This window comes from Arthrobacter bussei (assembly GCF_009377195.2).
Classification (GTDB): Bacteria; Actinomycetota; Actinomycetes; order Actinomycetales; family Micrococcaceae; genus Arthrobacter_D; species Arthrobacter_D bussei.
Genome location: NZ_VJXX01000001.1, coordinates 1 through 26,039 on the forward strand (window position 1 = coordinate 1; position 26,039 = coordinate 26,039).

The 26,039-nt window shown below is 61.2% G+C and carries 21 protein-coding genes; 9 read left to right on the forward strand and 12 right to left on the reverse strand.

The window, feature by feature from the left end; all coding sequences use genetic code 11:
* Positions 1–870: 870 nt before the first annotated feature.
* From FNH21_RS00005 to FNH21_RS00015, 3 genes are all read right to left on the reverse strand, one after another.
* Positions 871–1,326, reverse strand: coding sequence for a hypothetical protein (locus FNH21_RS00005; RefSeq protein ID WP_241742668.1), 456 nt, complete (start codon positions 1,324–1,326; stop codon positions 871–873).
* Positions 1,327–1,415: 89 nt separating this feature from the next.
* Positions 1,416–1,613 (reverse strand): hypothetical protein, encoded by a 198-nt coding sequence (locus FNH21_RS00010; RefSeq protein ID WP_152811472.1) that lies wholly within the window; start codon positions 1,611–1,613, stop codon positions 1,416–1,418.
* A gap of 1,015 nt (positions 1,614–2,628) precedes the next feature.
* Complete coding sequence (locus FNH21_RS00015; protein ID WP_152811473.1) at positions 2,629–3,471, reverse strand: restriction endonuclease; 843 nt, start codon at positions 3,469–3,471, stop codon at positions 2,629–2,631.
* A 486-nt stretch (positions 3,472–3,957) separates the two neighbouring features.
* Between FNH21_RS00015 and FNH21_RS00020 the strand changes: the two genes are divergently transcribed.
* Genes FNH21_RS00020 through FNH21_RS00030 form a run of 3 tightly spaced genes read left to right on the forward strand, consistent with a single transcriptional unit; the run spans position 3,958 to position 9,823 of the window.
* The gene (locus tag FNH21_RS00020; protein ID WP_152811474.1) at positions 3,958–6,660 is read left to right on the forward strand and encodes a DNA methyltransferase; all 2,703 of its coding nucleotides are present in this window, start codon (positions 3,958–3,960) and stop codon (positions 6,658–6,660) included.
* A gap of 8 nt (positions 6,661–6,668) precedes the next feature.
* Positions 6,669–8,633, forward strand: coding sequence for a DEAD/DEAH box helicase (locus FNH21_RS00025; protein WP_152811475.1), 1,965 nt, complete (start codon positions 6,669–6,671; stop codon positions 8,631–8,633).
* Positions 8,630–9,823, forward strand: a complete 1,194-nt coding sequence (locus tag FNH21_RS00030; protein WP_152811476.1) for a GIY-YIG nuclease family protein — start codon at positions 8,630–8,632, stop codon at positions 9,821–9,823. Before FNH21_RS00025 ends, FNH21_RS00030 begins: the two co-directional genes overlap by 4 nt.
* 1,454 nt (positions 9,824–11,277) lie before the next feature.
* Here FNH21_RS00030 and FNH21_RS00035 read toward each other — a convergent pair.
* Together FNH21_RS00035 and FNH21_RS00040 are read right to left on the reverse strand one after the other, a co-directional pair.
* On the reverse strand, positions 11,278–12,033 hold the full coding sequence (locus FNH21_RS00035; RefSeq protein WP_241742670.1) for a hypothetical protein: 756 nt from the start codon (positions 12,031–12,033) through the stop codon (positions 11,278–11,280).
* Positions 12,034–12,087: 54 nt separating this feature from the next.
* A complete protein-coding gene (locus tag FNH21_RS00040; RefSeq protein WP_152811477.1) occupies positions 12,088–13,332 on the reverse strand; it encodes an IS110 family RNA-guided transposase in 1,245 nt (414 codons plus the stop codon).
* A gap of 386 nt (positions 13,333–13,718) precedes the next feature.
* Here FNH21_RS00040 and FNH21_RS00045 point away from each other — a divergent pair, with 386 nt between their 5' ends.
* Positions 13,719–14,054, forward strand: coding sequence for a hypothetical protein (locus FNH21_RS00045; protein ID WP_152811478.1), 336 nt, complete (start codon positions 13,719–13,721; stop codon positions 14,052–14,054).
* A gap of 17 nt (positions 14,055–14,071) precedes the next feature.
* Here FNH21_RS00045 and FNH21_RS00050 read toward each other — a convergent pair whose 3' ends face one another.
* Entirely contained in the window at positions 14,072–14,350 is a 279-nt protein-coding gene (locus FNH21_RS00050; RefSeq protein ID WP_152811479.1) for a helix-turn-helix domain-containing protein, read from the reverse strand.
* Between the two features lie 396 nt (positions 14,351–14,746).
* On the reverse strand, positions 14,747–16,135 hold the full coding sequence (locus FNH21_RS00055; protein ID WP_152811480.1) for a ParB/RepB/Spo0J family partition protein: 1,389 nt from the start codon (positions 16,133–16,135) through the stop codon (positions 14,747–14,749).
* A gap of 511 nt (positions 16,136–16,646) precedes the next feature.
* On the opposite strand from FNH21_RS00055, the gene FNH21_RS00060 reads away from it, so the two are divergent.
* Complete coding sequence (locus FNH21_RS00060; protein ID WP_152811481.1) at positions 16,647–17,489, forward strand: hypothetical protein; 843 nt, start codon at positions 16,647–16,649, stop codon at positions 17,487–17,489.
* 5 nt (positions 17,490–17,494) lie between these two features.
* Here FNH21_RS00060 and FNH21_RS00065 read toward each other — a convergent pair whose 3' ends face one another.
* Positions 17,495–17,947, reverse strand: coding sequence for a DUF488 domain-containing protein (locus FNH21_RS00065; RefSeq protein WP_152811482.1), 453 nt, complete (start codon positions 17,945–17,947; stop codon positions 17,495–17,497).
* 52 nt (positions 17,948–17,999) lie between these two features.
* On the reverse strand, positions 18,000–18,563 hold the full coding sequence (locus tag FNH21_RS00070) for a recombinase family protein (protein ID WP_152811483.1): 564 nt from the start codon (positions 18,561–18,563) through the stop codon (positions 18,000–18,002).
* Positions 18,564–18,876: 313 nt separating this feature from the next.
* Here FNH21_RS00070 and FNH21_RS00075 point away from each other — a divergent pair, with 313 nt between their 5' ends.
* Entirely contained in the window at positions 18,877–20,025 is a 1,149-nt protein-coding gene (locus tag FNH21_RS00075; RefSeq protein ID WP_152813686.1) for an MFS transporter, read from the forward strand.
* A gap of 64 nt (positions 20,026–20,089) precedes the next feature.
* On the opposite strand, the gene FNH21_RS00080 is transcribed toward FNH21_RS00075, so the two are convergent.
* From FNH21_RS00080 to FNH21_RS00090, 3 genes are all read right to left on the reverse strand, one after another.
* A complete protein-coding gene (locus FNH21_RS00080) occupies positions 20,090–21,625 on the reverse strand; it encodes an arsenic transporter (RefSeq protein ID WP_206687010.1) in 1,536 nt (511 codons plus the stop codon).
* A 158-nt stretch (positions 21,626–21,783) separates the two neighbouring features.
* Positions 21,784–22,218, reverse strand: a complete 435-nt coding sequence (locus tag FNH21_RS00085) for an arsenate-mycothiol transferase ArsC (protein ID WP_338403095.1) — start codon at positions 22,216–22,218, stop codon at positions 21,784–21,786.
* A 91-nt stretch (positions 22,219–22,309) separates the two neighbouring features.
* Positions 22,310–22,699, reverse strand: coding sequence for an ArsR/SmtB family transcription factor (locus tag FNH21_RS00090; protein ID WP_422108730.1), 390 nt, complete (start codon positions 22,697–22,699; stop codon positions 22,310–22,312).
* A 181-nt stretch (positions 22,700–22,880) separates the two neighbouring features.
* On the opposite strand from FNH21_RS00090, the gene FNH21_RS00095 reads away from it, so the two are divergent.
* The 3 genes from FNH21_RS00095 to FNH21_RS00105 are packed head-to-tail and all read left to right on the forward strand — an operon-like array spanning position 22,881 to position 25,958.
* Positions 22,881–23,390 (forward strand): arsenate reductase ArsC, encoded by a 510-nt coding sequence (locus FNH21_RS00095; protein ID WP_152811484.1) that lies wholly within the window; start codon positions 22,881–22,883, stop codon positions 23,388–23,390.
* Between the two features lie 56 nt (positions 23,391–23,446).
* Entirely contained in the window at positions 23,447–24,457 is a 1,011-nt protein-coding gene (gene trxB / locus FNH21_RS00100; RefSeq protein ID WP_152811485.1) for a thioredoxin-disulfide reductase, read from the forward strand.
* A 22-nt stretch (positions 24,458–24,479) separates the two neighbouring features.
* Positions 24,480–25,958, forward strand: a complete 1,479-nt coding sequence (locus tag FNH21_RS00105) for an FAD-dependent oxidoreductase (protein WP_422108755.1) — start codon at positions 24,480–24,482, stop codon at positions 25,956–25,958.
* Positions 25,959–26,039: the final 81 nt, after the last annotated feature.

Sequence of the window (26,039 nt, forward strand, 5' to 3'; positions counted from 1 at the left end):
CTGACGGAACGACTCACCGTTCCGCCACCCCTCCCAAATCGCTTGTTGCTGCTCCTCTGTGAACTCCACACGCACCTCCACCACTCATCCTGCCAAGGAGTGGTGCATTGACCGGTTGAGACCACCATCCTTTTTCAAGACGTCAGCTAGGCACACTGCCGCTCATCCCGGTGTCGCCACCGTGCTGGGGCCTAACAGGCACCACTTGGCACTTTGCCCAGTCCAACGCGTCTTATCTGGAATCTCACTGACCTTCATTGCAAAGTCCCGAAACTGACCTTAATCCGATACATCATCGACGGAGATCGGTCTGTGACGTATTTGTCTACCCAACACCGCCCCCTGCGACACTAGGGACTAACAACTGGGGTGGACTCTTAACGTCAACACTAAGTGATCTTTGATCACCCGGTTGATCCCCTGATAGTCGATCCACCTCAAAGGAGTTACCCTTTTCCTAGGTAGGGGCATCTGGCACAAATCTGGAGGGCACAATGGAAAAAGAAATACCCGATAACCGATCAAAGGTGACCCGGGAGCACTTCTGCTTGCGGTCCCCATCATAGCCATAGCCCCACTGTCCGAGGAAGGCGACTGGGTACCAACTAATACTGTGGTCGCTTTTGTCGTTTTTTTGTGCTCGTTGCTTTCTCCTGGCCGGAAGGCAAGGTGAATTTTCGCTATGCAATCGCTTTGAGCTTGGTCGATGGCTTGACTTATGGCCACAACCCCAGCTCCCGCGGACGCATCACCCAAGCAATCGTCGACGCCTACAACGAAGCCCAGAGGTAGGCCCGCACTACTACGGACGCCTGAGCTGCCCGTACCAAGGCGCCTCGATGAGCGAGGCTCATCGGGGCGTTGCTTGTTCTAGTTCTTTTCGAGTTCGACCGTTGTCGTCGTTCCGAGCGCGCTGACCTTGTAGGTGATGGTTTCGCCCTCGAACATGAAGTCCTTGCTGTCTTCGGTAGATGCCAATAAGGCAGAGTTGGTTGCCTCTTTGTCCCGTACGGAGGTGAAGGATCCGTTTTCCTCCGTCGGTGCTTCGAATGTCCCGATCCAGTAGATCGACGTCGTGTTACCGCCGTCGGCGACCCATTCGATCGTGATGGTGTCCGCTGTCACTGTGGCCTGCTGGTAGTTCTCTTCGCTGTTCGGGTTGCTCTGCTTCCATGACCCGACCAGATCTGGAATCTGGGGTGCGTCCTCTGTTACCGATTCCGCTGACTCCACTGTCTCGGTCGTTGGGGTGTCCGCTTCCCCGCAACCGGACAGGGCTAGAGCAGCAGCGAAAGTAAGGGCGACCGATGTCGTGAGTTTCTTCATGAACTCACCCTGACACATGGCTCCGATGACGCAGGACGAGTCAGCCGAGCTGATCGAATGATGAAGGTGCAGGGACTCGGACAGCGCGCCTAGTTCTTCTGCTCGCGGAAGGACGCAATGATCTTCTGGATCTTCCGGTGCTCGTCCGATCCGGCGTAGTCCTGTGCTTCCTGCAGCGTGTTGAAGTCCCGGGTTGAGATGAAGAGGATGGTCCGACTAGTCACCCCGTTGGAAGCTACGACGTCCGTCTCGACCTGGCCCAGCCCATACATGTATCGAGGCACCATGGTTTGCGAGGGTGCCGCTGTATTGGAGCTCAGAGAGGTAACCATCTGAACATTCGTTGGCCAATCATTCACCTCGCGCTCTCGTGGAAAGGCCGACAGATCCATCGCGACGCTTCGGACAAGAAAGGGGCCGGATTTCGACAACGGCGCCCCGCCCGCCCAATCCCCCAGATAGGTGACAGGACGGTCAACACAGTTGTCAGGCGAGCACTCCGCGCCCCATGCCACGAGGATGCTAAGACTTGCCACCCGAACGCTCTGTGAGTTGATGACGGACACCCCAGCAGGCCCGGAAGGGTCATCCACAACAGCCCAACCTGACGGCAGATCGAACGCGTAGTCAACGTCCTCCCACGTTTCCGAGAAGGTCTTGAGTGCGTCACCGGACAGCTCATCGTCAGTGATGACAGTAGGAGAAGCCGAGGCTGTACTCGACGGGCTACCCGCGTTCGTCGACGGAGGTGATGAAGGAACCGTAGACATTGGCTCAGAGGTAGGTGTCCCCTCCGCCGTTCCACCAGCCGTCTCGGCAGGTGTTCCAGCGGGTGCGTCGGTTGGTCCTTCGCCTGGCATGAAGTCAGTCGTACAAGAGGCAACCGTCAACGCAGCACTAAGAACGACCGTCAGAATTCCTAGGCGGGCCGGGTGAAGGCTGACCATGCTGCCGTCCTCGTATCGCGTAGTGAGCTTCGCTCGATAGTAGTCCGCGGAGGTTGTGAACCGAAGAAAAAAAGCAGCAACCTAGACGAATCCCAAATGCGCCCAGCTCCACGAGAAGAAGAGTTGCCTATGAGCTACCCTCCGCGTAGCTAAGGAACCGAGCATGTACCAGAACAGTGGTGCACAATCGGTCGTTTTTGAACGATGCCTACCCAGCCATAAGTGCACCACAGAGATCACTTATGTGGGCGGCCCTTACGGGCATCACGACAGCCGCCATATATAAGGTCTTCGTGAACTAGAAATGCGTTGCATGTAATCTTGGGCCGGCGGGCGGCGGCTGCGCCCCGTGTGCTCAACTGTCGAGCATGTGCCACTCGTCGCCGAGAACCCAACGCAGCGCAGAGATCCGGCCCGAGAGGTAACCCCAAGCCCAGTCCGACTCCACGTCCTTCGCCAACTCTTCGACACCGTACTGCTCCTCCATACGGCGCTTAGACGCGAGCATCCCCGCTTTGACGTCGTCCGCCCAATCGTAGAGATGAATGTCCTTATCCGCGGGCTTTCTGCCGTACCAGAGCCGATCCATGAACTCCGACTCGGCCTTGAGAATCTCGGACACCCGCCGCAGCGTACTCGTGCCTACATCGTGGCGGAAGGCGAGATCCAGATTCTTCTCCACGAGCCTGAGGAGTTGGGGCTTCTCCCAGACGCGGATCCGGAAGGGCGGCCGGTTGGTGCGCTGGTAGTCCGCAATCCAGTCCTTCGCACCGTTGGTGAGGTAGCCGGAAGCGATGAAGAGCACGACTGCGGGACGCTCGGCCGTAGCCCAAGCGAGAGTGCCCTGGAGGGCGTCGGGTGGCACTCCACGCTTGTAGTGCTTGCAGTCGACGAACCAGGTTTCCTCGTACTCGTGGCCGTTAATGTCTTGCAGCGGCTTTCGAGCAACGATGTCCCGGCCCCGGTCGGAGGGTGAAGCCGCCAGGGGTGTGCCCTTCCGCCAGTCCACGTTAGAGAAGCCGCTCTCAGCCATGAGGTCGAAGCTGAACTCCTCGAAGTCAGTGGGAGATAGCCCGTCGAAGTCGAGGGAGCCAAGAGCGAAGTCGTCGTCCAACTCGGCGAGTTCGACCGCCTGATCGTCTGGTTTATCCCCGTCCGGCTCGCCTACGGGTGCTTGCTCGTCAGGCTCCGTTGTCATCACCTGAGTATACGAAGGAGGCCGATAGGAAGCTGTTCGGTCGGGGCCAACATCGAGCCAACCGATAAACAACTCATCGACAGGCGCGGTTATCACCAAACCTCTTCATCGAGTACAACGAGGGTATTCCCTCGTACCGAATGACGCAGACTACGAATTCAATGTGAGCCCTCGTGGCAATAGCAAGTTCCATCCGCGCTCACCTGCCACAGGAATCGCTTCCTTCACCTGTCCCGCTCATCGGCCCCCACCGACGTCGTCCTGCCTGACCGACTCCAGTCCGGGTTCATAATCCGTACGGATCCACGCCGTCGCGGCCGTTCGGGCTCACCCCGGAAGAGGCAAACCTGTCACACCGCACAGTCCTGATAATGTCTCGGCAGGCAGCCACTGCTCGCTTGTCAATGATTTGAGTCCCACTTGAGTGAGCCGCGGCTATCGGCGAATCTAGTAGGGGACCACGTTTATGAGAGAAGAAGACCTTCCATGGTGAAGCTCAACCTGAAAGCTGTCGAGGAGCGCGTCGCCCCACTCGGCAACCGTGAATCCTACGACCGCGAGCTCATTTTCAGCCTGCTGCTGGCCTACGGCAAGCCCCAAGGCAACGTGACGAGGTTGCGCAATGGCTCACTCAACGTTGCCTACGACCCGTCCACTGAGGTCGCGCAGAAGAACGTCGTCTACTTTAAGGAGACGACCGGTGATCCTCTCGCGGTCATCGACGAATTGAAGACTTCACCGTTGGTCGTCCGGTACAACACCCGCTTCGTGATTGTCACCGACTACACGGAACTGCTTGCCATCGACACGAAGACCGGCGAGAACCTGATGATCCCGATCCGGGACATCGACCAGCACTTCACGTTCTTCCTGCCATGGGCCGGCATGGAGAAGGCCCAATACGTTGCCGAGGCACACGCGGATGTCAAAGCTGCCGAGCGGATGGGCAAACTATTCGACGAGCTGCTCGCGTCGAACCCCGGAATGCTGGACATTGCACACGGGCGTCACGCTCTCAACGTCTTCTTCACCAGGCTCCTGTTTTGTTTCTTCGCCGAAGACACCGCGATTTTTGAGGAAGGCGGGTTCACCAACGCCGTCGGCTCCCACACCCAAGCCGACGGATCGGACGTCGCAGAGTTCTTGACCGACCTGTTCACAGCCCTCGATACCGAACGGACCGAAGACAAACCTAAGCACCTGGCACAGTTCCCTTACGTCAACGGTCGCCTGTTCACGATGGCACCAGAGCATGTCGTGCCGCAATTCACGAAAAAGGCCCGCGACCTGCTGATTGAGTCAGGCACGCTAATCTGGCGCGACATCAACCCGGACATTTTCGGCTCGATGTTCCAGGCGATCGTCACCCCGGGCAAGCGCAGCGATCTGGGTCAGCACTACACCTCGGTGCCGAACATCCTCAAGACAATCGAGCCGCTATTTTTGGATGATTTGAAGCAACAGCTTGATGAAGGGTTCGATTCCGTCAAGAAGCTTGAAGCGCTCCTCGGGCGAATCAGTGCGATCAAGGTTTTCGATCCCGCCTGTGGGTCCGGCAACTTCCTCATCATTGCGTACAAGGAATTGCGCCGTCTGGAGCACGCAATCCTGGAGCGACTATTTGAGATTGATCCGAAACACCAGATGCTGTACGCCGAGTCGAAGATCAATATTGAACACTTCTATGGCCTGGAGATCGACGACTTCGCTGTCGAAGTGGCGATCCTCTCCTTATGGATCGCGAAGCATCAGATGAACGCTGAGTTCAAGGAAAAGTTCAATCTCTCCATCCCGCTGATCCCGCTGAAGGAGACAGGCCAGATCCAGGCGGGCAACGCGACTCGCGTCGATTGGAACAGCCTGTGCCCGAACGACGGGACCGAAGAGATCTATCTCATCGGGAACCCGCCGTACAAGGGAGGGAAGTCACAGAACAGGGAGATGAAGGCGGACTATCCGTTCGTGTTCGGGAACCGTCCCTATTCCAAGGATCTCGATTACATCGCACTGTGGTTCGTCAAGGGAACCGACTACATCGAGGGAACCCGAGCGGAGCTTGCGTTCGTGACCACGAACTCCGTGTCTCAGGGTGAGCACGTCGGGCTGATGTTCCCGATGATCTTTGCCAAGCGCGTTGAGATTGGGTACGCCTTCACCTCCTTCAAGTGGGAGAACAACGCCAAGCGCAACGCCGGCGTCACTGTGGTGGTCATCAATCTGCGCATGGAACGCCCTGGTGCAAAGTACATCTTCACTGAGGGCTTGCAGATCGAAGCGAAGAATATTAATGGCTATCTTGCCGATGCGCCCTCGGTATTCATATACAGACGTTCACGCCCGCTGAGCTCGCAGTTGCCACGGATGGTCCTGGGCTCCATGCCGAAAGATGGAGGACACCTCATTCTTGACGCGGCTGAACGAGGACGAGCGCTTACCGACGATGCAACTGCAGATCGCTATTTGAAGAAGTACCTGGGGTCCGCAGAGTTTATCAATGACATCGAGCGCTACTGCATTTGGGTGTCTGATGGCGAGCTCGCCGCGGCGAAGCAGGTCGCCCCTATAGCGGCGAGACTTGATGCAGTGGCCGCGTGGCGGGATAGTCGTGATGAAGTTGGCGTAAAGGCATTTGCCGCCTACCCGAACCGATTCAAGCAAGTCGCATATAAGCCCACTGAGTCGATTGTGGTCCCGCGCGTCTCTTCAGAGCGTCGCGAATATATCCCCATTGGCTTTCTCGACACGGAAACGGTCGTTTCTGACCTGGCAAATGCAGTCTACGATGCAGAGTCTTGGCTTTTCTCTCTGCTCACTTCTCGGATGCATAACATCTGGACCAGAGCCGTTGCGGGTCAGCTTGGAACGAGCATTCGGTACGGAGCATACATCGTCTATAACAACTTCCCGGTGCCGCCACTTTCGGGTTCGATGAAAGAGCAGCTCACAGTTGCAGCGTTGCGGGTACTGGATGTGCGTGAGTATCACTGCGAGAAGACGCTCGCTGAGCTGTACGATCCGGACCTTATGCCTGCCGATCTGCGGCAGGCACACGCCGAGGTCGACACCCTGGTGGATTCCATCTACTCCAAGCGCGTCTACGAAACCGATGAGCAGAGATTGTCAGACCTCTTTGCTATGTATGAGGCAATGACAGCAGCAGAATCTGCCAGGGGGAACAAGAAGAAGTGAACAAGCCGATGAACATCGTTGATGTGACCTATGCCCGCACTAAGGCGTCGGTCAACACCGATGCCCTGGGCATGCGTGAGATGCAGCAGCGTGTCTTCGCCAAGAGAGATGCCCAGCACCTGCTGGTCAAAGCACCGCCGGCCTCAGGCAAGTCGCGTGCGCTGATGTTTGTTGCGCTCGACAAGCTCTATAACCAGGGCCGACAAAAGGTTATTGTCGCCGTTCCTGAACGCTCGATCGGCGGGTCCTTCTCTTCGACGAAGCTCACCTCGCACGGGTTCTTTGCAGACTGGGAAATCAAAGACGATCACAACCTCTGCGATGCCGGTTCCTCCCAGGGCAAGGTCGGAGCATTCATCGACTTTCTTCAAGGTCCCAACGCCACGCTGGTCTGCACGCATGCGACGCTGCGGTTCGCCTTTGAGAAACTCGCACCGGAAGCCTTCAACGGCACCGTGCTGGCGATCGATGAATTCCACCATGTCTCTGCGGACACTGAAGCCAACCGCCTCGGCGCGCTCCTGCGTGAGGTCATGAATGGCTCGGACGTGCACATTGTCGCGATGACCGGTTCATATTTCCGCGGAGACTCAGTGCCCGTGCTGTCCGCTGAAGACGAGGCCCGGTTCACGCCGGTCACGTTCAACTACTACGACCAGCTCAACGGTTATGAGCACCTGCACTCGCTCGGCATCGGGCATCACTTCTACCAAGGCCGCTATACCGATGCGATTGGTGAGGTCCTGCACCTAGACAAGAAGACCATTGTTCATATTCCGAACGTCAACTCGGGGGAGTCCACCAAGGACAAAATCGAAGAGGTCGGGTTCATCATCGATGCGATCGGCCAGGTCGAAGCCACTGACCCCGATACCGGAATCATCAGCATTCGCCACAAAGACACCGGTGAAATTCTTCGCGTCGCCGACCTCGTGGATGACACTGACCAGAAAAAACGTGCTGACACGCTCCACTATCTATCCCATGTCGCCTCGAAAGAGCGCGACGCTGTGGACATCATCATCGCCCTGGGCATGGCGAAGGAAGGCTTTGACTGGCCATTTGCAGAGCACGCCCTGACCGTCGGGTACCGGGCCTCGCTGACCGAGGTCATCCAGATTATCGGCCGCGTCACCCGCGACAGCCCCGGCAAGGAGCATGCCCAGTTCACGAACCTGATCGCTGAGCCCGACGCCACTCAGGGTCAAGTGAAGGTCTCGGTGAATAACATGCTGAAAGCCATTACGGCATCTTTGCTGATGGAGCAGGTACTCGCACAGAACTTCACCTTCAAAACTAAGAAGTTCGACGGGGACGACTCGAAGATCCCCGGTCAACTGAAGATCAAGGGCTTCAAGGAGCCCTCGACGGAGCGTGTCAGGCAAATCGTCGAGACGGACCTGAACGATTTGAAAGCTACGATCTTGCAAGACGACACCTTCGCACGCGCAGCAGCGGGCTCGATCGACGCAGAGACCGCCAACCAGGTCCTGATCCCGAAGATCATCCGGGAAAAGTACCCGGACCTCAGCGACTCGCAGGTTGAGGAGGTGCGACAGCAGGTCGTCGTGGACTCGGTGGTCAAGAACGGTGAGGTTCGCGAAGTCGGAGACAAACGGTTCATCAAGATGGCCGAAAAGTTTGTCAACATCGACGAGCTCACCATAAACCTCATCGACTCGGTGAACCCCTTCCAGCGCGCCTTCGAGGTTATGTCCAAGTCGGTGACTCCCTCGGTACTCCGGATCATCCAAGACCAGATCACGGCCACCCGTGTCGAGTTCACGGAAGAAGAGGCGCTAGCACTCGTTCCCCGGATCAAGAACTGGATCAAGGTCAACGGTCGGCGACCGGACTCGAGGGCCGAGGAGCCGACCGAGAAACGGTACGCGGACGCACTGCTGTGGCTTCAGCGGGCCAAGCAAAAGCTCGAAGCCCAGAAGCGCGCAACGGAAATTGCGACGGACGAATGAGCGAGAACGACGACATCTTCGAGGCGGCACCGTCCTCCCTGCAGGACCTCATCGACAACGACCTCGACGGGCTGCTCGACGCGCCCGAGAAGCCCAAGAAGATCAGCTCGTCCGACCGGCTCGAGCGTGCGTTCCTGGAGATCGTGGAGTTCCGCCGGACGCACGGGCGCCTGCCGAGCTCAGCGACGCGGGAGATCGCCGAGCGGAAGCTCGGGGCCCGCCTCGAGGGCATCCTCGCCAACGACGAGAAGGTCGCGGCGCTCAGACACCTCGACACGGAGTTCGAGCTGCTGGCTGTAGAGGCAGCTGCCGAGTCGCTGGACGAGCTTCTCGAGAGCGATGACCTGGACGATCTGCTGGGCGACGAGAGCGGCATCCTCGACGTGTCGGATCTACCCGTGATCAAGCGTCCCGAGTCTCCAGACTCGGTCGCTCAGCGCGTGAAGTCCGAGGACTTCGACCTGTTCGAGCCGCTGTTTAAGGCGAAGCACGCTGAGCTTGCCGAGGGCGCGTACAAGCTGATGCCTTTTACTGGCATGGATCTCATCCGCATGGGTGCGTTCTTCGTGCTGAACGGCGTCATGTGCTTCGTGGCTGAGGTCGGCGAGGACGTAGACCTGGTCGTCGGTGGCAAGCCCAGGCAGAAGCAGCGCCTGCGCGTCGTCTTCGAGAACGGCACGGAGTCGGCGATGTACAAGCAGAGCCTCATGACCCGTATGTACGAGGCGCAGGGCCAAGTCCTGGCACGGACAGGCCACGATGCGGGCGAGGTCCTCGACGCGGACGTAGAGAGTGGTCATATCTATGTACTGCAGTCGCTCAGCGAGGACCCTGCTGTCGCGGGGATAAAGAATCTCCATAAGATCGGCTTCTCCACCAGCAACGTCGAGACCCGCATCAAGAACGCAGCGTATTCGCCGACCTATCTGATGGCACCCGTGAAGGTGCTGGCGGACTACCGGCTCTACAACGTGCGTGCGTCGAGGCTGGAGCACCTCTTGCACCGCGTTTTCGCCGAGGTACGTTTGGACCTGACGCAGGTCGACCGGAAAGGACGCGATTACGACCCCTCGGAGTGGTTCTTGGTTCCGCTGGAGACCATCAACAAGGCTGTCGCAATGATCATGTCCGGCGAGATCACGAACTACGTCTACGACAAGGCGCTGCAGCAACTGGTCGAACGCGGATAAGCAGGGGGTCTCAGTAGACTGCGAGATGCTGTGCGTGACGCACAGCCGCGCCATGAGCAACAGGTAGTCCAAGGTAGGAAAGCGCCGATAACGGCCGGTTACATCAGCCAGTGCATCTCTCTCCGATAGATTATTAGCGCGGAGCTACTCACTCGGGAGCATTACATGGTCAATTACTGGTGGGCGAGCCAGAATGACAATTACCGCCTAGTTATCCCCCTTGGAACTCTGTGGACTTGCCCGCGACCTAACGGGACAGTGCCGGTCTCGCGGGGTCTGATTAAGTCATTGGAACCAGGAGATATTGTGTTCCACCACGCAGAAAGTTTTCTGCGTGCGGTCAGTAGCGTGAGGGAGTCATGGAACCCCTACCCCCGCCCGGAGGGCTATTCCTCTAAACGCGAGGGGGAAGGCGACGACGGCTGGCTGGTCACCGTTGACCCTATTAGAACCAACCTGATGCTGCACTACACTCGGGTTGCCCAGCTCATTCGGGTGGGAGACAGTGCACCTCTCAACATAAACCGTGTACCTCAACAAAAGTACCTGTCGGCACTATCGGAGGAGGACGGGCTGGCACTCCTGGCCGAGCTCGATTTGCCTGCTCCTGCCACCACCGATGGAGGAAGTCTTTTCGGACGGCCTGACGATTTCTGGAAAGGTGAGGACACAGATGCAGTGTCCCTGGGGAATGTCCGCCAGGAACAGGAATATTTACGTCGACATCTACTGCGAGGCCGGGTTACAGCAGCGTGTTCAATTTGTGGGGAAGAACTCCCGCAGCAGCTCTTGATCGCCGCCCACATCAAGCCTCGTAGGGACTGCACTGAGCAGGAGCGCAAAGACTTCCGGTCAGTGGCGATGCTCGTCTGCAGCCTGGGCTGTGACGCGTTGTTCGGGTGGGGATACATCACTGTGAACGCAGAAGGCCGAGTCCGCCGGGGGATCTCGGCGGAAACCAAAGACGTCGAAGCGGCCGTAGACCTACTTATCGGCAGACCGTGCGGTGCCTACAACGCGCACACCGCCCCTAATTTCGCTGCACACTCAGACCTGCATCTTGCACGCTCCTAGCTAACAAGATCCCAATTTTTGCCGGGCAACTTGGTGCGTCACAACTCCCTTTCGCCCTAACCTGTCGATGCGATGAGATACCTTCATGTGTAAGTGTCGCTTCGCTGATCCTGTTATGCATCAGCGGTCTCAAACCCATGCCTATGCCGTATGAGGCGATCGCGAGCCGGCGGACAAGTCAAGTGCAGGACAGAAGCCAGAAGCCTCGTTATGTGGACGAAGGGTCACCCCATGCTCGCGATCAATTCCATCATTACCGACGCTCCTATAGCTGTCAACTTCCGTCAGCTACGTCGCTTGATACCTCAACCCCAAGATCTATAACTCAACTATTGAGTGCCTTGCCCTGATGGACGATGCCTAGGCGGTGCTATCTTCCCCTAGTGGTTAGAGCTGGTATCTGGGGTGACCACACGGAAGTCGACGACATCAACGAACGCGTCGGCGGGCATGAGGGGGTAGTGCTGTCGGAGGCCCTCCATGTACGCAGCCACCGTTCCGCCCTCAGAAAGCCGGAGGCGTTCTGGACTCAGGTCATCAACGTGGTATCGCTGGGCTTCGAGAATCTCGCCGTGCAGTGGCGAAAGCTCTGCATCATCCTCGAAATAAAGGATCGCAGGACCAACTGTGATGTCCTCATCCCACCGAACGGTAGAAGTTTTCCGTCCGCTGACAACTGCATCGTAATAGCGCCGGTTGAAGCGGAATACTCGCTCTGCTTGGGCATCTGGAAAGAAGTACGTATCCGATAGTAGCTTTGCAACTGGTTTCATCTGAGGACCGGTGTCGGTAGGGACGGCAACAAGAAGGTCAGGGTGCAGATCCAGCATTACTTGCCGACAGCGACCACAGGGTGAGATCAGGCCGCGGCCCCTATCTCCGGCCGCCGCCATAGCGACGAGGGGCCCAGCTTCAGCGGTTGCAGCAACTCCTAATGTGACAAGCTCCGCGCAAGGTCCGCCGGTGAAGTGATAAACATTTACCGCGGTGTGGATACGCCCACTTGTATCCATAGCAGCGGCAGCCACCGTGTGGTTGGGGTTGTTGCCGAGCGTGAGGGCAAGTGTCTCTGCCGCCTCGATCACGCGTCGTTCCATGCGTAAGGGTTCCATGAAGACCAGCATTCCACGCTCCATGCGCACCGTCCTTCATGGGTGGATGCGTCATGGGACAAAATGAGGACCTTCAAGTCAGAGGCGATCTGAAGACCGACGTTCAGCTGATGCTTGGTCGTTCAACCAACTCCTGTACCTCACAGCTAGAAGATCGTTGCGGGTTCGTCCGCGCTCAAGGCGAGAGAGGTAGGAAGGCCATTGGTGGAGGTGCTCGGCCACTTGTTGCAGCGTGATGCCGAGTTCGCGTCGCTGTAGTCGTAGGTCGGTGATCATTGGTGCTGGGACTGGGTGGGTGATTTGTCGGTAGACCTCTCGGGCGACGTAGCGTTTGAGGCACCGCATGATTTCTCGTTTGCTTTTACCTTCGGCTGTGCGTTTGTCTACGTAGTCCTTCGTCCTAGCGTCCGAGCCCATCCTGACTAGGACGACATGGTGCAAGGCGCTGTTGGCTTGCCTGTCGCCGCCGCGGCTGAGCCGGTGACGGGTTGATTTGCCGGACGATGCCGGGACAGGTGCCACGCCGGCTAGGGCCGCGAACTGGGCTTCGTTGTTGATGCGCTCTTTGTTGTCGCCCATGGTGACGAGCAGCTGGGACGCGACGTCCGTACCGACGCCTGGCAGGTCGCAGAGTAGAGGGGCATACAGGTCGAGGATCTTCTGCAACGAGGTACTCGCCTCCTCAATTTCTACGGTCAGGTACTGATATCGCTGAGCGAGGGTCCTCAGCACCCGGGAGGTGATGTATTCAGGGTCGGCGGTGTGGCCGGTGGGACGGGATCTGGCCATCATCGCGATCATCGGGAGTGTGGGCATGCCCCGATACTTTGCTCTGACAACGTCTTCTGCGGAGACGAGCAGGTCGCGGATTTGGTTGATCGTCGCGGTCCTAGACTTGATTGCGGAAGCCCTGCCTGCCCGTAGAACGCGCAGGCATTCGACGGGTCCGTCCTTTGCTTTCGGAACGGCTGTGCTTGTCCCTGCCAGGACTGACTGTGCTGCTTGGTAGGCGTCGAGAGGGTCTGATTTTCCTTGGTTTCGTCGTTGTTGGCGGTTGGGCCGGTTGACCTCGGTGACAGGGATACCTGCCCGTCGTAAGGCTTTTGTCAGTGCCGCCCCGTAGGTGCCTGTCCCTTCGATGCCCACTCCCCCGGGAACTCCGTGAGAGGTAATGAAGTCGACGATTGTGCGGTGTCCGGAGCTGGTGGCCACGAACTCCTGGTCAGCGACTCGTTTTCCGTAGCCGGTGATGATTGCGACGTGGTGAGTGTCAGCGTGGGTGTCGATACCGGCGAAAATGTGGTGTTGCTCCTGATCTGACATGTGTCCCTTCCTAGGCTGGTGGGGGCGTCACACGATGGAACGGGCAGGCAATACGGTAAGGGGATGTGTGTCAGGCTCCTATGAGGCCATGACCGTGCCGTGTGAGGTAATCGTGAGCCGGCGGACAAGTCATGTGGAGGACAGAGGCCAATGGTCACGTCAGGTGCACAAAGAGCCACGCCGGACTCACGATCAATTCCATCATTACCGTTGCACAGCAGGGACCAAGGGCCCGCCTGCACACAACCACTTGCGTCACCGACACGGGGCAGCTCACCTCGAGCGAGCGGTAGCCGTGCACAGCCTCCATGGGTGCGGGCTGGGGACAAGAACCTGAAGATGCTCTCAAGGTCTGATTGTCGGCGCTGCCTCGTACTGTCCCCCACGTGGGCCAGAGCAAGCGGTACGCGGCCACGTATGGGCGGCTGATGGACGAGCGGATCGAGGAGTTCGTCATGCGCGAGGAACTGATCATGCTGACGGCGGCTGAGCTCGATGTCGAGTACTGTCGGCCCACCGACTTCCCGGAACCGCGCCGGGTGTACGCCTGGGTGCGGTACCCCTCGAAGGCGATCCGGGTTCAGGCGCACGCGATCGCGTACACGCGCACTGCGGTGAAGATCCGGTTCCTCGAACCGCTGATCAAGATCCAGCGTGAGGGCTGGGTGTGGCTGAACGCTGTCACGCCGGCCGATGCTGCCGGGTCTCCTGACAGAAGCTAGTCCAGCCCTCCGGTCGTCTAGTCCACTGCCTCTAAGGTTGTCCCGACGTCGCCGCGTGCGATGTCGGTGCGGGCTTTGGCGTAGGCGCCGGTGATGTAGTCCTCGAGCTTGGTGCGTTCGATGCGCCACTGGCCGCGTCCGCCGATCTGGATGGCTGGCAGGTCCCCTGAGGCGATGAGCGCCCGGATGGTGCTGTGCTTGGTGTTCAGCTCGTCGGCTACCTGCTGCAGTGTGAGGAACCGCAGCGGCCTGGGCGGCTGATCGGGCTGCCCGTTGTCGTGGGGTTGGTCTGTCATGTACCCAGCATTCCAGCCACAAACGCTGCATCCCCTGATCGACTCCGGATCGACGCGGGAACACGCCTTAAGCGAGTGGAGACGGAACCACACCACATGGTTCCGTCTCCGGTTTTCCCTCGTGACAAGGAAATCTGTTGGGCTCCCTATCTGGGCGGGAGCCTTATTCGCGCTGTTGAAAGCGTTATCTGCACTGCATCTCCCAAGGGGAGTCTGCGTTGTGTGACGCACAGGTGTGAAAGATGTTCTTCGGGGGTGACACCCGAAGAAGCGTCGGGCCGCGGTGGAGTGCTTACTGAGATCGGGTGGCTCTTCTGTTTTAACAGTGGGCAGAACCCGCCCGGGGGCGGCAGGATCGCTGCGCACTGCGCTCCCCTGCCGCCCCGCCTCACTCCCCTACCCTGCCGACCCGGCCGACTCCGTGTCCTTGCTGCCCTTGGTGTCTTTCATGGCGTGGGCGGTGATGAGGGATTCGACCTCGCTGAGCGTGTACCCCCACTCTTCGAGCTGGAAGAGGTAGTAGGCGGCCTGGGGGCCGGGGCGTCGCCATGATTCGCGGCTGAGGTCCGCCTCGTGCGCGGCGAGCATCATCGCCAGGACAGCCTTGTCAGGGTTCGTGGTCGGCCTCTCCACCAGCGCCCGGTAGGCCCGGTAGTCGGGGTCGGTGACGCCCGCGAGGCCGGCAGCGAGTTCGTGCTTCTGCGCCGTCGCCCGGGCCACCGAGTTGCCGTAGTTCGCGAGGGTCGTTGCCGTGAACTGCGCCCATCCTTTCGGCGGGGTCTTCCTCCCCAGCAGGGTGGTCAGCCATCCCTGCCGGACCTCGGTGCTCGCGTCCCACTTCTTATTGTTCTGGATCACCGTGCGGCGCTCTTCCTTCTGCGCGTCCGTCACCGGCCCGGACTGGCCCGCCGCGGGGCTCATACCGAGCCCTTCGCGGACCGTGTACCCGTGGCCCCGGAAGTTCGCGACCACGCCGGTCACCTGAACCTCGCCCCGGTAGGTCGAGCTGATCACCACGGCGTTCGCATCATCCTTGGTCGCTTTCTCGCCGTCTGCCCGCAGAAGCATGTGGGGGTGCTGGTGCTCCGGTTGTCCGTATCCGGCCCCTTCGACGACGGTGTTGCCGAGCGCTTCCTGCTCAGCCCTCGCGGCCGCCATGAGGCGGGCGGTGGTGCGCTCGGCGCGGAGGTAGGCGACCTGGTGGTCGAACTGCTCGGGCTGGACCTCGAGGATGTGCTGCAGGCGCTTCACGGACAGCTCCTCGTCGCTGAACTCCTCTAAAGCGGCTGACTGCTCCAACGTCCACCCTGCGGTGAGCGCTTCGGAGGCTGTCGTGTTGGCGCGGTCCTTCAGCGCGGTCTCCACAAGGGTCTTCTTCGTTCCGGTCTTCTTAGCGATTTGCGCGGCCGTGATGCCCATGAGGGACAGCTGGTGGAACGCTTCGGTGCGGTCCCGGTCGTTCAGGGCCAGGCGCTGGTCGTTCTCGACCATCTGCTGCACCAACCGGTCAGCCTCACTCAGGGAAGCAACAACGTACACGGGCATGGTCGGCTGTGCGGTCTCCACGGCCGCCAGCGTCCGGCGCTGCCCGTACAGGACATGCACACCGGCCTCGGTGCGGTGGGCTACGACCGGCTGGAGGACGCCGTGCTGCTTGATCGAAGCCAGGAACTCAGGATCGAGCCGGACATCAGCACGGACGTTGGCGTCGATGGTGAGCTGGGTCGGGTCGAGGTGCTCAAAGACAGCCGTGGTGCTCGCTGGGGTGCTGGTCTGGGTGGTCATGGGTTGTTGCTCCTTCGGTCACGAGGTGGGGAGGGCCTGTGGTGGTGGCACGTGCTGCTCGGCTCTTCCCCCGACGCTTCTATGTCTTATCAAGCGGTCGTCAGCGGGTGCGGGCCAAGTTGTCTGCCGGTGGCGGGGCGCCTTAGGTGACCGGCCAGCGTCCCCTCTCCCCCGACGTTTTTGCCTGCTGGCGAAGCTTGCGGAGCTGTGCCCGACGGAGCCGGGGCAACCCGAAGGGCAAGCAGTCGATGGGTTGTAGGAGGAAATAAGCGAAGCGCCGACACAACGCATCGACTGCGCAGCCGTCCGCAGGACGGTTGAGCAGGTGGAGCGGGCACGTACGATCTGAAGGACAGCAGACAAAAACAGAAAAACGCTTCTACAGCCCGAGCGAAGCGAGGTCCGTGACACGAGGGCTTCGATTCGTCGGGAAACCACCACAACGAATACTTGTTCGGTAGGTTCTGAACTCAGATGGTCTCAGTAGCACCAAAATGTGGGGGAATCACGGATGTTCGACATGCTGCCGCTCGATGGGGAAGGTCGTAGCTGCTACCCGAAGGAACACGGAAATCAATGGGAAACAGCCAAGATCCTTATAACGGTGAAGGCCGCCCCGCAGCCCTCAGCTGCGCACGGAGACACCGTGTGTGTAGCCGGCATACGAATGCGCCCTGACGGACCCGAGTGGGTGCGCTTGTATCCCATCCCTTTCAGGTCGATGGAAGAGTACCTGCGGTTTAGTAAGTACGACCTCATTACTGTGCAGGTGAAGCCGTCGGGCAAGGATCCGCGAAGTGAGAGTTATATCCCCGACCGTTCGACCATCACTACGGTGGAGCACCTCGACGGGTGGAAGTCTCGTCACCCATATCTGTCACCACTGTCGTCTCAATGGACGATGTGCGGGATTCTCGGTGCTTTGAGGGAAGGGCGACCGTATCCGTCTCTCGCTGTAATCAGACCACTGGAGGTCGCGGACTTGAAGGTGGTGCGGCATCCTGGTTGGACAGCGGAACAAGCCGAGAAGCTGAGGGTCAATCTTGGTCAGGAGGATCTTTTTGGGGCGGCGCCAAAGGTGCAGCTCCTGGAAGCTCCACGTTTCGAGGCTAAGTACTCGTACTCCTGCGAGGACGCCAGTTGCAGGGGTCATAACCAGGGCCTGCTCGATTGGGAGTTAGTCGCTCTCGAGAGGCGGTTGAAGCATCTAGACGATGTGGCCGCCATGGGTGAACTGCGGAAGAAGTTCTTTGAGCAGATGTGCTCGCCGAGTCGGGGACCCATGTTCTTTGTGGGCAATCAGCTGAAGCATCCTCTGGCCTTCAGCGTGCTTGGGGTCTACCGATCTCGATAACGGAGCTACCGGTGCGAGCCGGCGAGTTGGAAGGTGTTGAGTTCATCAAGAATCAGATGGCGGTGACAGGTTTCTTCGCGAGCTTCGAAGCAAAGCAGAGCCACTGATGCCGTAGCGGCCTTTTCCACTAGCTCCCGCATCGCGGCTACCGCTTGCTCTGACTGAAGCACCCGCCGGTACTCTGCGTGGGCATGAGTCGCGAGGTCTGTTCCAGGCTTCCAGAAGCCGTCCCGATTTTCCTTCGGGTTACCGAGGGCTGGGAGGTGAAGGTACTCAATCCCCGCCTCGGCCAACGAAGCGGTCAGGATGCGCTTCGAGAATCCCTTCTTACGCGAGATGGCGTTCAACCGGACATCGACGACGCAATCGACTTTCTCGGCCGTAAGGGCAGCAAGGAACGACGGGAGGCTATGCCCCTCGTATCCGACCCCCACGATCCGTTGAGTCACTTGTTCCATTCCTTGATGATGTCACGGTCAGCTCGGCTAGCCCGTGCCCTCTGCGGCAGCCTCAAGCTCTGACGTCGTCACCGAGGTGGCGATAGATCGTCCCCCGCGAGACTCCGAAGGTCTCTGCGATCTGCTGCACGGTGTACGTCTTTTCGTCATACATCGCTCGTGCCTGCCGAATCTTCGTCGGGCTCATCTTGATCCGACCGCCGCCCTTGCGACCGCGGGCTCTAGCCGCTGCCAGGCCGTCCTTTGTGCGTTCGACGATGAGGTCGTGCTCGAACTCAGCGATAGCCGCGAGCATGTGGAAGAACAACCGCCCACCCGGGGTCGTCGTGTCGATGCCCTGGGAGAGGGCCTTCAAACCGACACCCCGCTTTTCGAGCCCGTCGACCACTTCTTTGAGGTTCCGCACCGACCGGCCGAGGCGGTCAAGCTTTGTAACGACGAGGGTGTCGACAGTCCTCAGGTAGTCGAGTGCGTCTTCGAGGGCGGGACGCTTCGCCAAGACTCCTGAAGCGTGTTCGATGAAGACCTTCTCGCACCTGGCCGCTTCGAGGGCATCGGTCTGACCATGAAGATTTTGATCCCGGGTCGAGACTCGGGCGTATCCGACTGCTGCCATACCCAGAGTGTATCGTCAACGTACCTGACAGTACGTAGCTTGCGGACACGGGCCATAGAACACGACGCGCCGCTCGGGCCACGTTCCTTCTGACCGTCTTATGGACGGTCGTTCGTAAGAAGGGAACGTTGCGGTTCATCCGCCGGAACGTTGGATGGGGTCTACTCATCCACCGGTCGACGGCTTTGAGCTCTCTCCTTCGGGCTCCACCCGACCACAGGTGGATGACTAGGACAGTGAGTTCTTGCGTGGACTCTAGGGTTATCGAGTGATCAGTGGTGGACAGGACAGGCCTCGCGGGGGCTTGGCGGCGATGTGCGTCTCGCAGACGACGAGCTGGGGCCTGCTCTACTACTCCCTACCGGTGGCGTTGGTCCCGATCAGCGCAGATACTGGTTGGTCCGTGCCTGCGCTGACGGCGGCATTCTCAGCCGGCCTGATCGTGTCGGCCCTCGCTGGCGTCCGGGTCGGTCGCATGCTGGACCAAAGGGGTCCGAGGCTCCTGATGACTGCGGGAAGCATTATCGGCGTCCTGGCTCTGCTGCTGGTTAGTGGTGCTCCGAACTTCGCGGTGTTCGCGGCCGCCTGGCTGGTTGCGGGGTTCGCACAAGCCGCGGTGTTCTACCAGCCGGCGTTCGTAGTCCTGACCCGCTGGTACGGTACGCACCGGGTGCGGGCGTTGACGACTCTGACCCTCGTGGCAGGGTTCGCGTCGACGATCTTCGCCCCCATCACGGCCGCGCTGATCGACGGGCTCGGGTGGCGAACGGCCTACATCACGCTGGCCGGAATCCTGGCCATCGTGACGATCCCGCTGCACTGGTTCTTCCTCAACGCGCACTGGACATCCGGGCCGGTTTCGCCTGTGCAGGGGGAGCCGGCCCAGGATGTTCGGGCAGTGGTGCGAAGCGCCCCGTTCCGGTTCCTGCAGGCGACGATGGCGCTGTCCACCCTGGCCCTGTATGCGGTCACGTTCAACCTGATCGCCCTGTTCCTCGAGCGGGGAGTGGACTATCAGACTGCCGCTGTTGCTTTCGGTCTGATCGGGGTCGGGCAGGTCATCGGGCGGGTCGCCTATTCGGCCCTGCCCTCGCGTACTTCCGCTGTACGGCGGACCGTCGTCCTGACCGCGGCCGGTGCCGCTTCCGTATGGGGACTGGCACTGGTGCCGGGACCCACCGGGCTACTCGTTGTCGTCGCGGTCCTCGCCGGCATGGTGCGCGGCTGCAACACCCTGTTGCAGGCCACGGCCGTGTCCGAGCGGTGGGGTACCCGGAACTTCGGGTCCCTGCAGGGTGTCTTCGCCGCGCCCGTCACCATCGTGGGCGCGTTGGCTCCCGCCGCGGGCCCGGCCCTGGCGACCGTGCTCGGCGGCTACCCCATCATGGGTGTCGTCATGGCAGTCCTCGCCACGATCGGCGTCGTCACCGCAACACGCACCCGCACCCGCACCACCGCCTAACCGCAGAACTAATGTCCCACGCCCACAGCCACCAGAACAGGATGGCGCGGCAGCGACCGAGTCCTCAGACCCCGATGATGGTGAGCCAGCCGGCGAGGGCGAGGAGCGTGATGATCAGGACGGGGATGGTCAGGACGATGCCCGTGCGAAAGTACTGGCCCCAGCCGATGTGGATGCCCCTGCGGTCCAGGACGTGCAGCCAGAGCAGGGTGGCGAGGCTGCCGATCGGCGTGATCTTGGGACCGAGGTCGGAGCCGATGACGTTGGCGTAGATCATCGCTTCCTGGGTCAGCCCGGTAGCTCCTGCAGCGCCGATCGCGAGGGAGGCGATGAGGACGGTGGGCATGTTGTTCATCAGGGACGCGAGGACGGCGACGATGACGCCGACGCCGAGTGCGGTGATCAGGACCCCGTTGTTGCTGATGGCTGAGAAGACGCCGGCGAGTTCGTCGGTAAGGCCCTGGTTCCGCAGCCCGTAGACCACCAGGTACATGCCGATGGAGAACAGGACGATCTGCCAGGGCGCCTCGCGCAAGATCCGCGGCACCGAGATCCGACCGTTCGGAAGCACTGCCACGCCACCACCAACTGAGGAGAGGGACACATCGTCGTTCACGTCCGAGTTGCGCGTGTCAGAGGCCGGGTGGGCACTGTTCGCGGCGCCCCCGGTGGAGCGGTGGGCCGCTCCAACAGTTTCGTAGTCGGGGTCGGCTGCCCGCCCCGCAGCATCAACTTCGGACACAGGTTCCCGCATTGCCGGAACAGGCATGCGGGGGAAGAGGAAGGCAGGTTTGCGGGATGCCACCAGCATGAGGACCACGGCGCCGACACCTGCCACGGCGGACAGTGGGATGTGCAGTGGTTCGGCGGCGAAGTAGCCGATGAGCAGGACACCGAGGATGACCCACCCGGTCTTGAACGTAAGGGGGTCCGCAATTGCTGACCTGGGTGCCTCGAGGGCGCTCATGTCGTAGCGGCGTGGGATGACCTTGCGGAAGAACAGCAGGAGCACGCCGAGGCTGGCGGCGACGGACACGATACCGACCGGGACCATGACGGCGGCGTAGCGGGCGAAGCTGATGTCGAAGAAGTCCGCGGTGACGATGTTCACGAGGTTGGACACGACCAGGGGAAGGCTACCGGCGTCGGCGATGAACCCGCAGGCGATGACGAAGCCGAGGGATGCTTTAGCCGGGAACTTCAGGGCCAGGAGCATCTGGATGACGATCGGGGTCAGGATGAGGGCCGCGCCGTCGTTGGCGAACACCGCCGCGATGGCGGCTCCGAGCAGGACGATGAGCGTGAACAGCAGCCGCCCGTTACCCCGCCCCCATCGGGCCACATGGAGTGCGGCCCATGTGAAGAACCCGGATTCGTCGAGGATGAGGGAGATGATCACGATCGCGACGAAGGCGAAGGTCGCGTTCCACACGATGTCCCACACGATCGGGATGTCGGAGAGACTCACCACCGTGGTGATCAGGGCCAGGGCAGCACCGCCGAGGGCGGACCAGCCGATGCCGAGGCCCTTGGGTTGCCAGATGACCAGGGTCAGGGTGGCGAGGAAGATCAGAACAGCGACCACGGTCATGGCAGTCATAGCAGCAGGACTCCTAACAGGAGGGCAGAAAGAAGCGCGCCGACGAACTCACACGTGAAGTCGTGGTGAGGTCGTGACGGACTCGGGAGTGAACACCGGGCGACGACGGCGGTTGAACAGGGCCGTTGTCGTTCGGTGCGAGGAGCGTTGGGCGCGCGTTATCGGGTGGTGAGAGTGGCGTGAAGGTCGGTGACGCGCTCGAGGATGTCGTCGCGGACCAGCCGCATCCGCTCGATGCCGTCGATCCCGCGGTCGCTGGGCTCGTCAGTTTCCCACCGCTCGTAGAGGGTGCCTTCGACGTCGTCGACCTGCGCTTCGGGGCCGAGGATGACGACGATGTCCGCCTGCTCCTGGTCCTCGACGGTGATCTGGCGGGGGACGTTCTGGCTGATGTCGACCCCGACCTCGGCCAGAACCTGGGCGGAAAGATCGTTGACCGCGGAGCCGGGCTTCGAGCCGGCGGAAGCGGTGGTCACAGTATCTCCTGCGACTTTGTCCATGAGGCCGGCAGCCATCTGGGACTTGCCTCCGTTCTTCACGCACACGAACAGGACAGAGGGCTTGTCGGCCTTGAAAGTCACAGGGATACTCACTTCTTCTGAGTGGACGGAAGGAAATCAGGAATCAAGCAGGGGCCAAGCAGGAACCGGACGGGAACTAGGTTTGGCCCGGGTGGCTGGGGTGTTACTTGGGTTCGGTGAGGACGCCGGCGAGGGCGTCCAGAGCGCCGGGCACGATGGAGAAGTACGCCCACACGCCGCGCTTTTCCCGGTGCAGGATCCCGGCGTCGACGAGGATCTTCAGATGATGCGACACCGTCGGCTGCCCGAGTTCCAGGGGCTCGGTGAGGTCACATACGCAGGCTTCATTCTCGGCGCTGGCGGAGATTAGTGAGACCAGGCGCAACCGGTTCGGGTCGGCGATCGCCTTGAACTGCCTGGACAACGCCTCAGCCCGCTCCGCGCTCATCGCCGGCGCACCGGACGGCACGCAGCACCGACCCTCATCAACCATCTCAGTAGTCGCGAGGCCCGTGTTCGCAGCCATAGTTCGGGGCTCGGAAATCGTCGTCATGCAACCCAGCATACCCGCACATTGACAACCGTCGATATATCTCCGCATACTCAATATCGAAGACAGTCAATCTCTCCTCGGACACCTGAGTAGGCAGTGTCTGAGGAGCGGTTCGACTCCTACCCACTATCCACGAGGCCTGTCCGGATCACCGGAACAGAGCGAGACCTGAAGGATCACCATGACTGCCGAGACAGCAGAAACCACTCCTGAGACCAGCTCTGATACCGCTGGTTTGCCCGATGATCTCGCCGGGAAAAAGCCGTCGGTCCTGTTCGTCTGCGTCCACAACGCCGGTCGGTCGCAAATGGCCGCCGCGTACCTGAACCACCTGTCCATGGGACGTATCGAGGTCCTCTCCGCCGGGTCCCAGCCCGCGGACCAGGTGAACCCCGCTGCGGTCGAAGCCATGAGGGAGGAGGGCATCGACATCACGGCCGAGGCCCCGAAGATCCTCACCACCGAGGCCGTGAAGGCCTCCGACGTCGTCGTGACCATGGGCTGCGGGGACGAGTGCCCCTACTTCCCGGGCAAGAGGTACGAGGACTGGGTCCTGGAGGATCCCGCCGGCAAGGGCGTCGAATCCGTCCGCCCCATTCGGGACGAGATCAAGGGCCGCATCCAGCAGCTGATCAAGGAACTGCTGCCCACCATCGACTCCAGCACCAGCACCGGTACACCGAGCGCCTGACCCGCGCACTCCCTTCACCCGTCGCTCAGCGCTTCCAGGATTCGAAAGGCACCGTCATGACAGGCACACAGACAGATTCTCAGCAGGACGTGCGACAGGAGAAGATCATCATCGTCGGCTCCGGCCCCGCCGGGTACACGGCGGCGATCTACGCGGCCCGGGCGGGCCTGGCACCGAGGGTCATCGCCGGCGCCGTGACTGCCGGTGGTGCGCTGATGAACACGACGGAGGTCGAGAACTTCCCCGGGTTCACCGACGGCATCCAGGGACCCGAGTTGATGGAGAACCTCCGCGGCCAGGCCGAACGCTTCGGCGCCGTCATCGAATACGACGACGCGGCCACCGTCGAACTCACCGGGACCCTGAAGACCGTCACCACGCTGAGCGGCACCACGTACCAGGCGCCAGCGGTGATCCTCGCGACCGGCTCCGCCTACAAGGAGCTCGGCCTACCCGATGAGAAGCGCCTGTCCGGTCGGGGCGTGTCGTGGTGCGCGACGTGTGACGGGTTCTTCTTCCGCAACCAGGACATCATCGTCGTTGGTGGCGGGGACTCGGCCATGGAGGAAGCCCTGTTCCTCACCCGCTTCGCGGCCACCGTCACCGTCGTCGTCCGCGGCTCGGCCCTGCGGGCGTCGAAGATCATGGCGCAGCGGGCCATGGACAACGACAAAATCCGCTTCGCATATACCAGCGCGATCACCAAGATCCACGGGGACGCGAAAGTCACCGGGGTCACCCTTACCGACACCATCACCGGGGACACCCGGGAACTGGATGCGACCGGGATTTTCGTAACCATCGGGCACCTGCCCCGCACCGACCTCGTCCAGGACCAGGTCACCCTCGACGACGAGGGATACATCGTCGTCGACGCGCCCACCACCCTGACGAACCTCTCCGGTGTCTTCGCCTGCGGCGACGCCGTCGACCACCGGTACCGGCAAGCCATCACCGCAGCAGGATCCGGCTGCGCCGCAGCCCTGGACGCCGAACGCTACCTCGCTGCACTCGAGGACGCCCCCAGCATCGCCACCGCTCTCATCGAGGAGAACGCCCATGTCTGACACCACCCCCGCCTCAGCTGCCATGACTGGCCTCCCTGAGTCCACTGAGCTCACTGATCTGCCGGTCGCCGTTATCGGCGCCGGACCGATCGGGCTGTCCGCGGCCGCGAACCTCCTCGAGCAGGGGCTGACCCCGATCGTGTTCGAGCAGGGAGATAGTGTCGGATCAGCGGTGCGTCAGTGGGCGCACATTCGCCTGTTCTCGCCCTGGCAGTACAACATCGACTCCGCCGCCCGGCGTCTTCTGGAACCCACAGGCTGGACCGAACCACGCCAGACCGCCCTCCCCTACGGGCGCGAGTTGGTGGAGGCCTACCTCGAGCCCCTCGCCGCGATCCCCGCGATCAGGGACACCCTGCGCTTCAAGAGCACCGTCGTTGCGGTCACCCGCCTCGGCATGGACAAGACCCGCACCAAGGACCGCGACACCACACCCTTCCTCGTTCGCGTTACCAGCCCCGAGGGCACCACCGATTACCTCGTGCGCGCCGTCATTGACGCCTCCGGCACGTGGAGCCAGCCCAACCCCCTCGGCCAGGCCGGCCTGCAGGCTCCCGGAGAAGACGCGGCGTGCGTGTTCATCACCACCGCGCTGCCTGACGTCGTCGGAACCGAACGCGACCACTTCGCGGGCAAGACCGTGATGGTTGTCGGGGCCGGCCACTCGGCCGCGAATACCCTCATCAACCTCGGCCAGGTCGCCAAGAACGAACCCGGCACCCGCATCCTCTGGGCCGTACGCGGTAGCGGATCTGCACAGAAACTCTATGGAGGCGGGGACCTCGACGGCTTGCCCGCACGTGGGCAGCTCGGCAGCCGCCTGCGCACCCTCGTCGGCGACGGCGTCGTCGAGCTCGTCACCAACTTCACCATCACCAGCTTCGAGACGACCGACACGGGCCTGGCGGTGACCGCGTCGACGCCGGACGGCCCCCGGACCATGGACGTCGACGTCCTCGTGCCGGCGACCGGGTTCCGGCCGGACCTTGACATCCTGCGCGAGCTGCGCCTGGAACTCGATCCCGCCGTGGAGGCTCCGCGTGCCCTCGGACCCCTCATCGACCCGGAGTTCCATTCCTGCGGAACAGTCCCGGCCCATGGGGCGGACGTCCTGGCGCACCCGGAGAAGGATTTCTACCTCGTCGGGATGAAGTCCTACGGACGCGCACCCACCTTCCTGCTCGCCACCGGGTACGAGCAGGTCCGCTCCGTGACCGCAGCGATCGCCGGCGACCTCGAAGCCGCATCCCGCCTCCAGCTCGAGCTGCCCGAAACCGGGGTCTGCAGCACGGACCTCGGCGGCTCCTGCGACACCCCTGCCGCAACAGCACCCGCTGAAACCACTGCGGCCACTGGTGCGTCCTGCGGAACTGGAACCACCGATGATGCGGCCTCTGAGGCTGGTGCTGGTGGGTGCTGCTCCGCGCCCGAGCCACAACTGGTCATGATCGGGTTCCCCACCGGCACGGCCCACGGCCGTTCCGGCGACCCCGACTACTGACACCGACCAAGGACTGGGAATGGTGGCCGGTTCGGATAAAGGCCGGCAAGCAAGTTGAAGGAGGACCCGGCAGGCGGACTC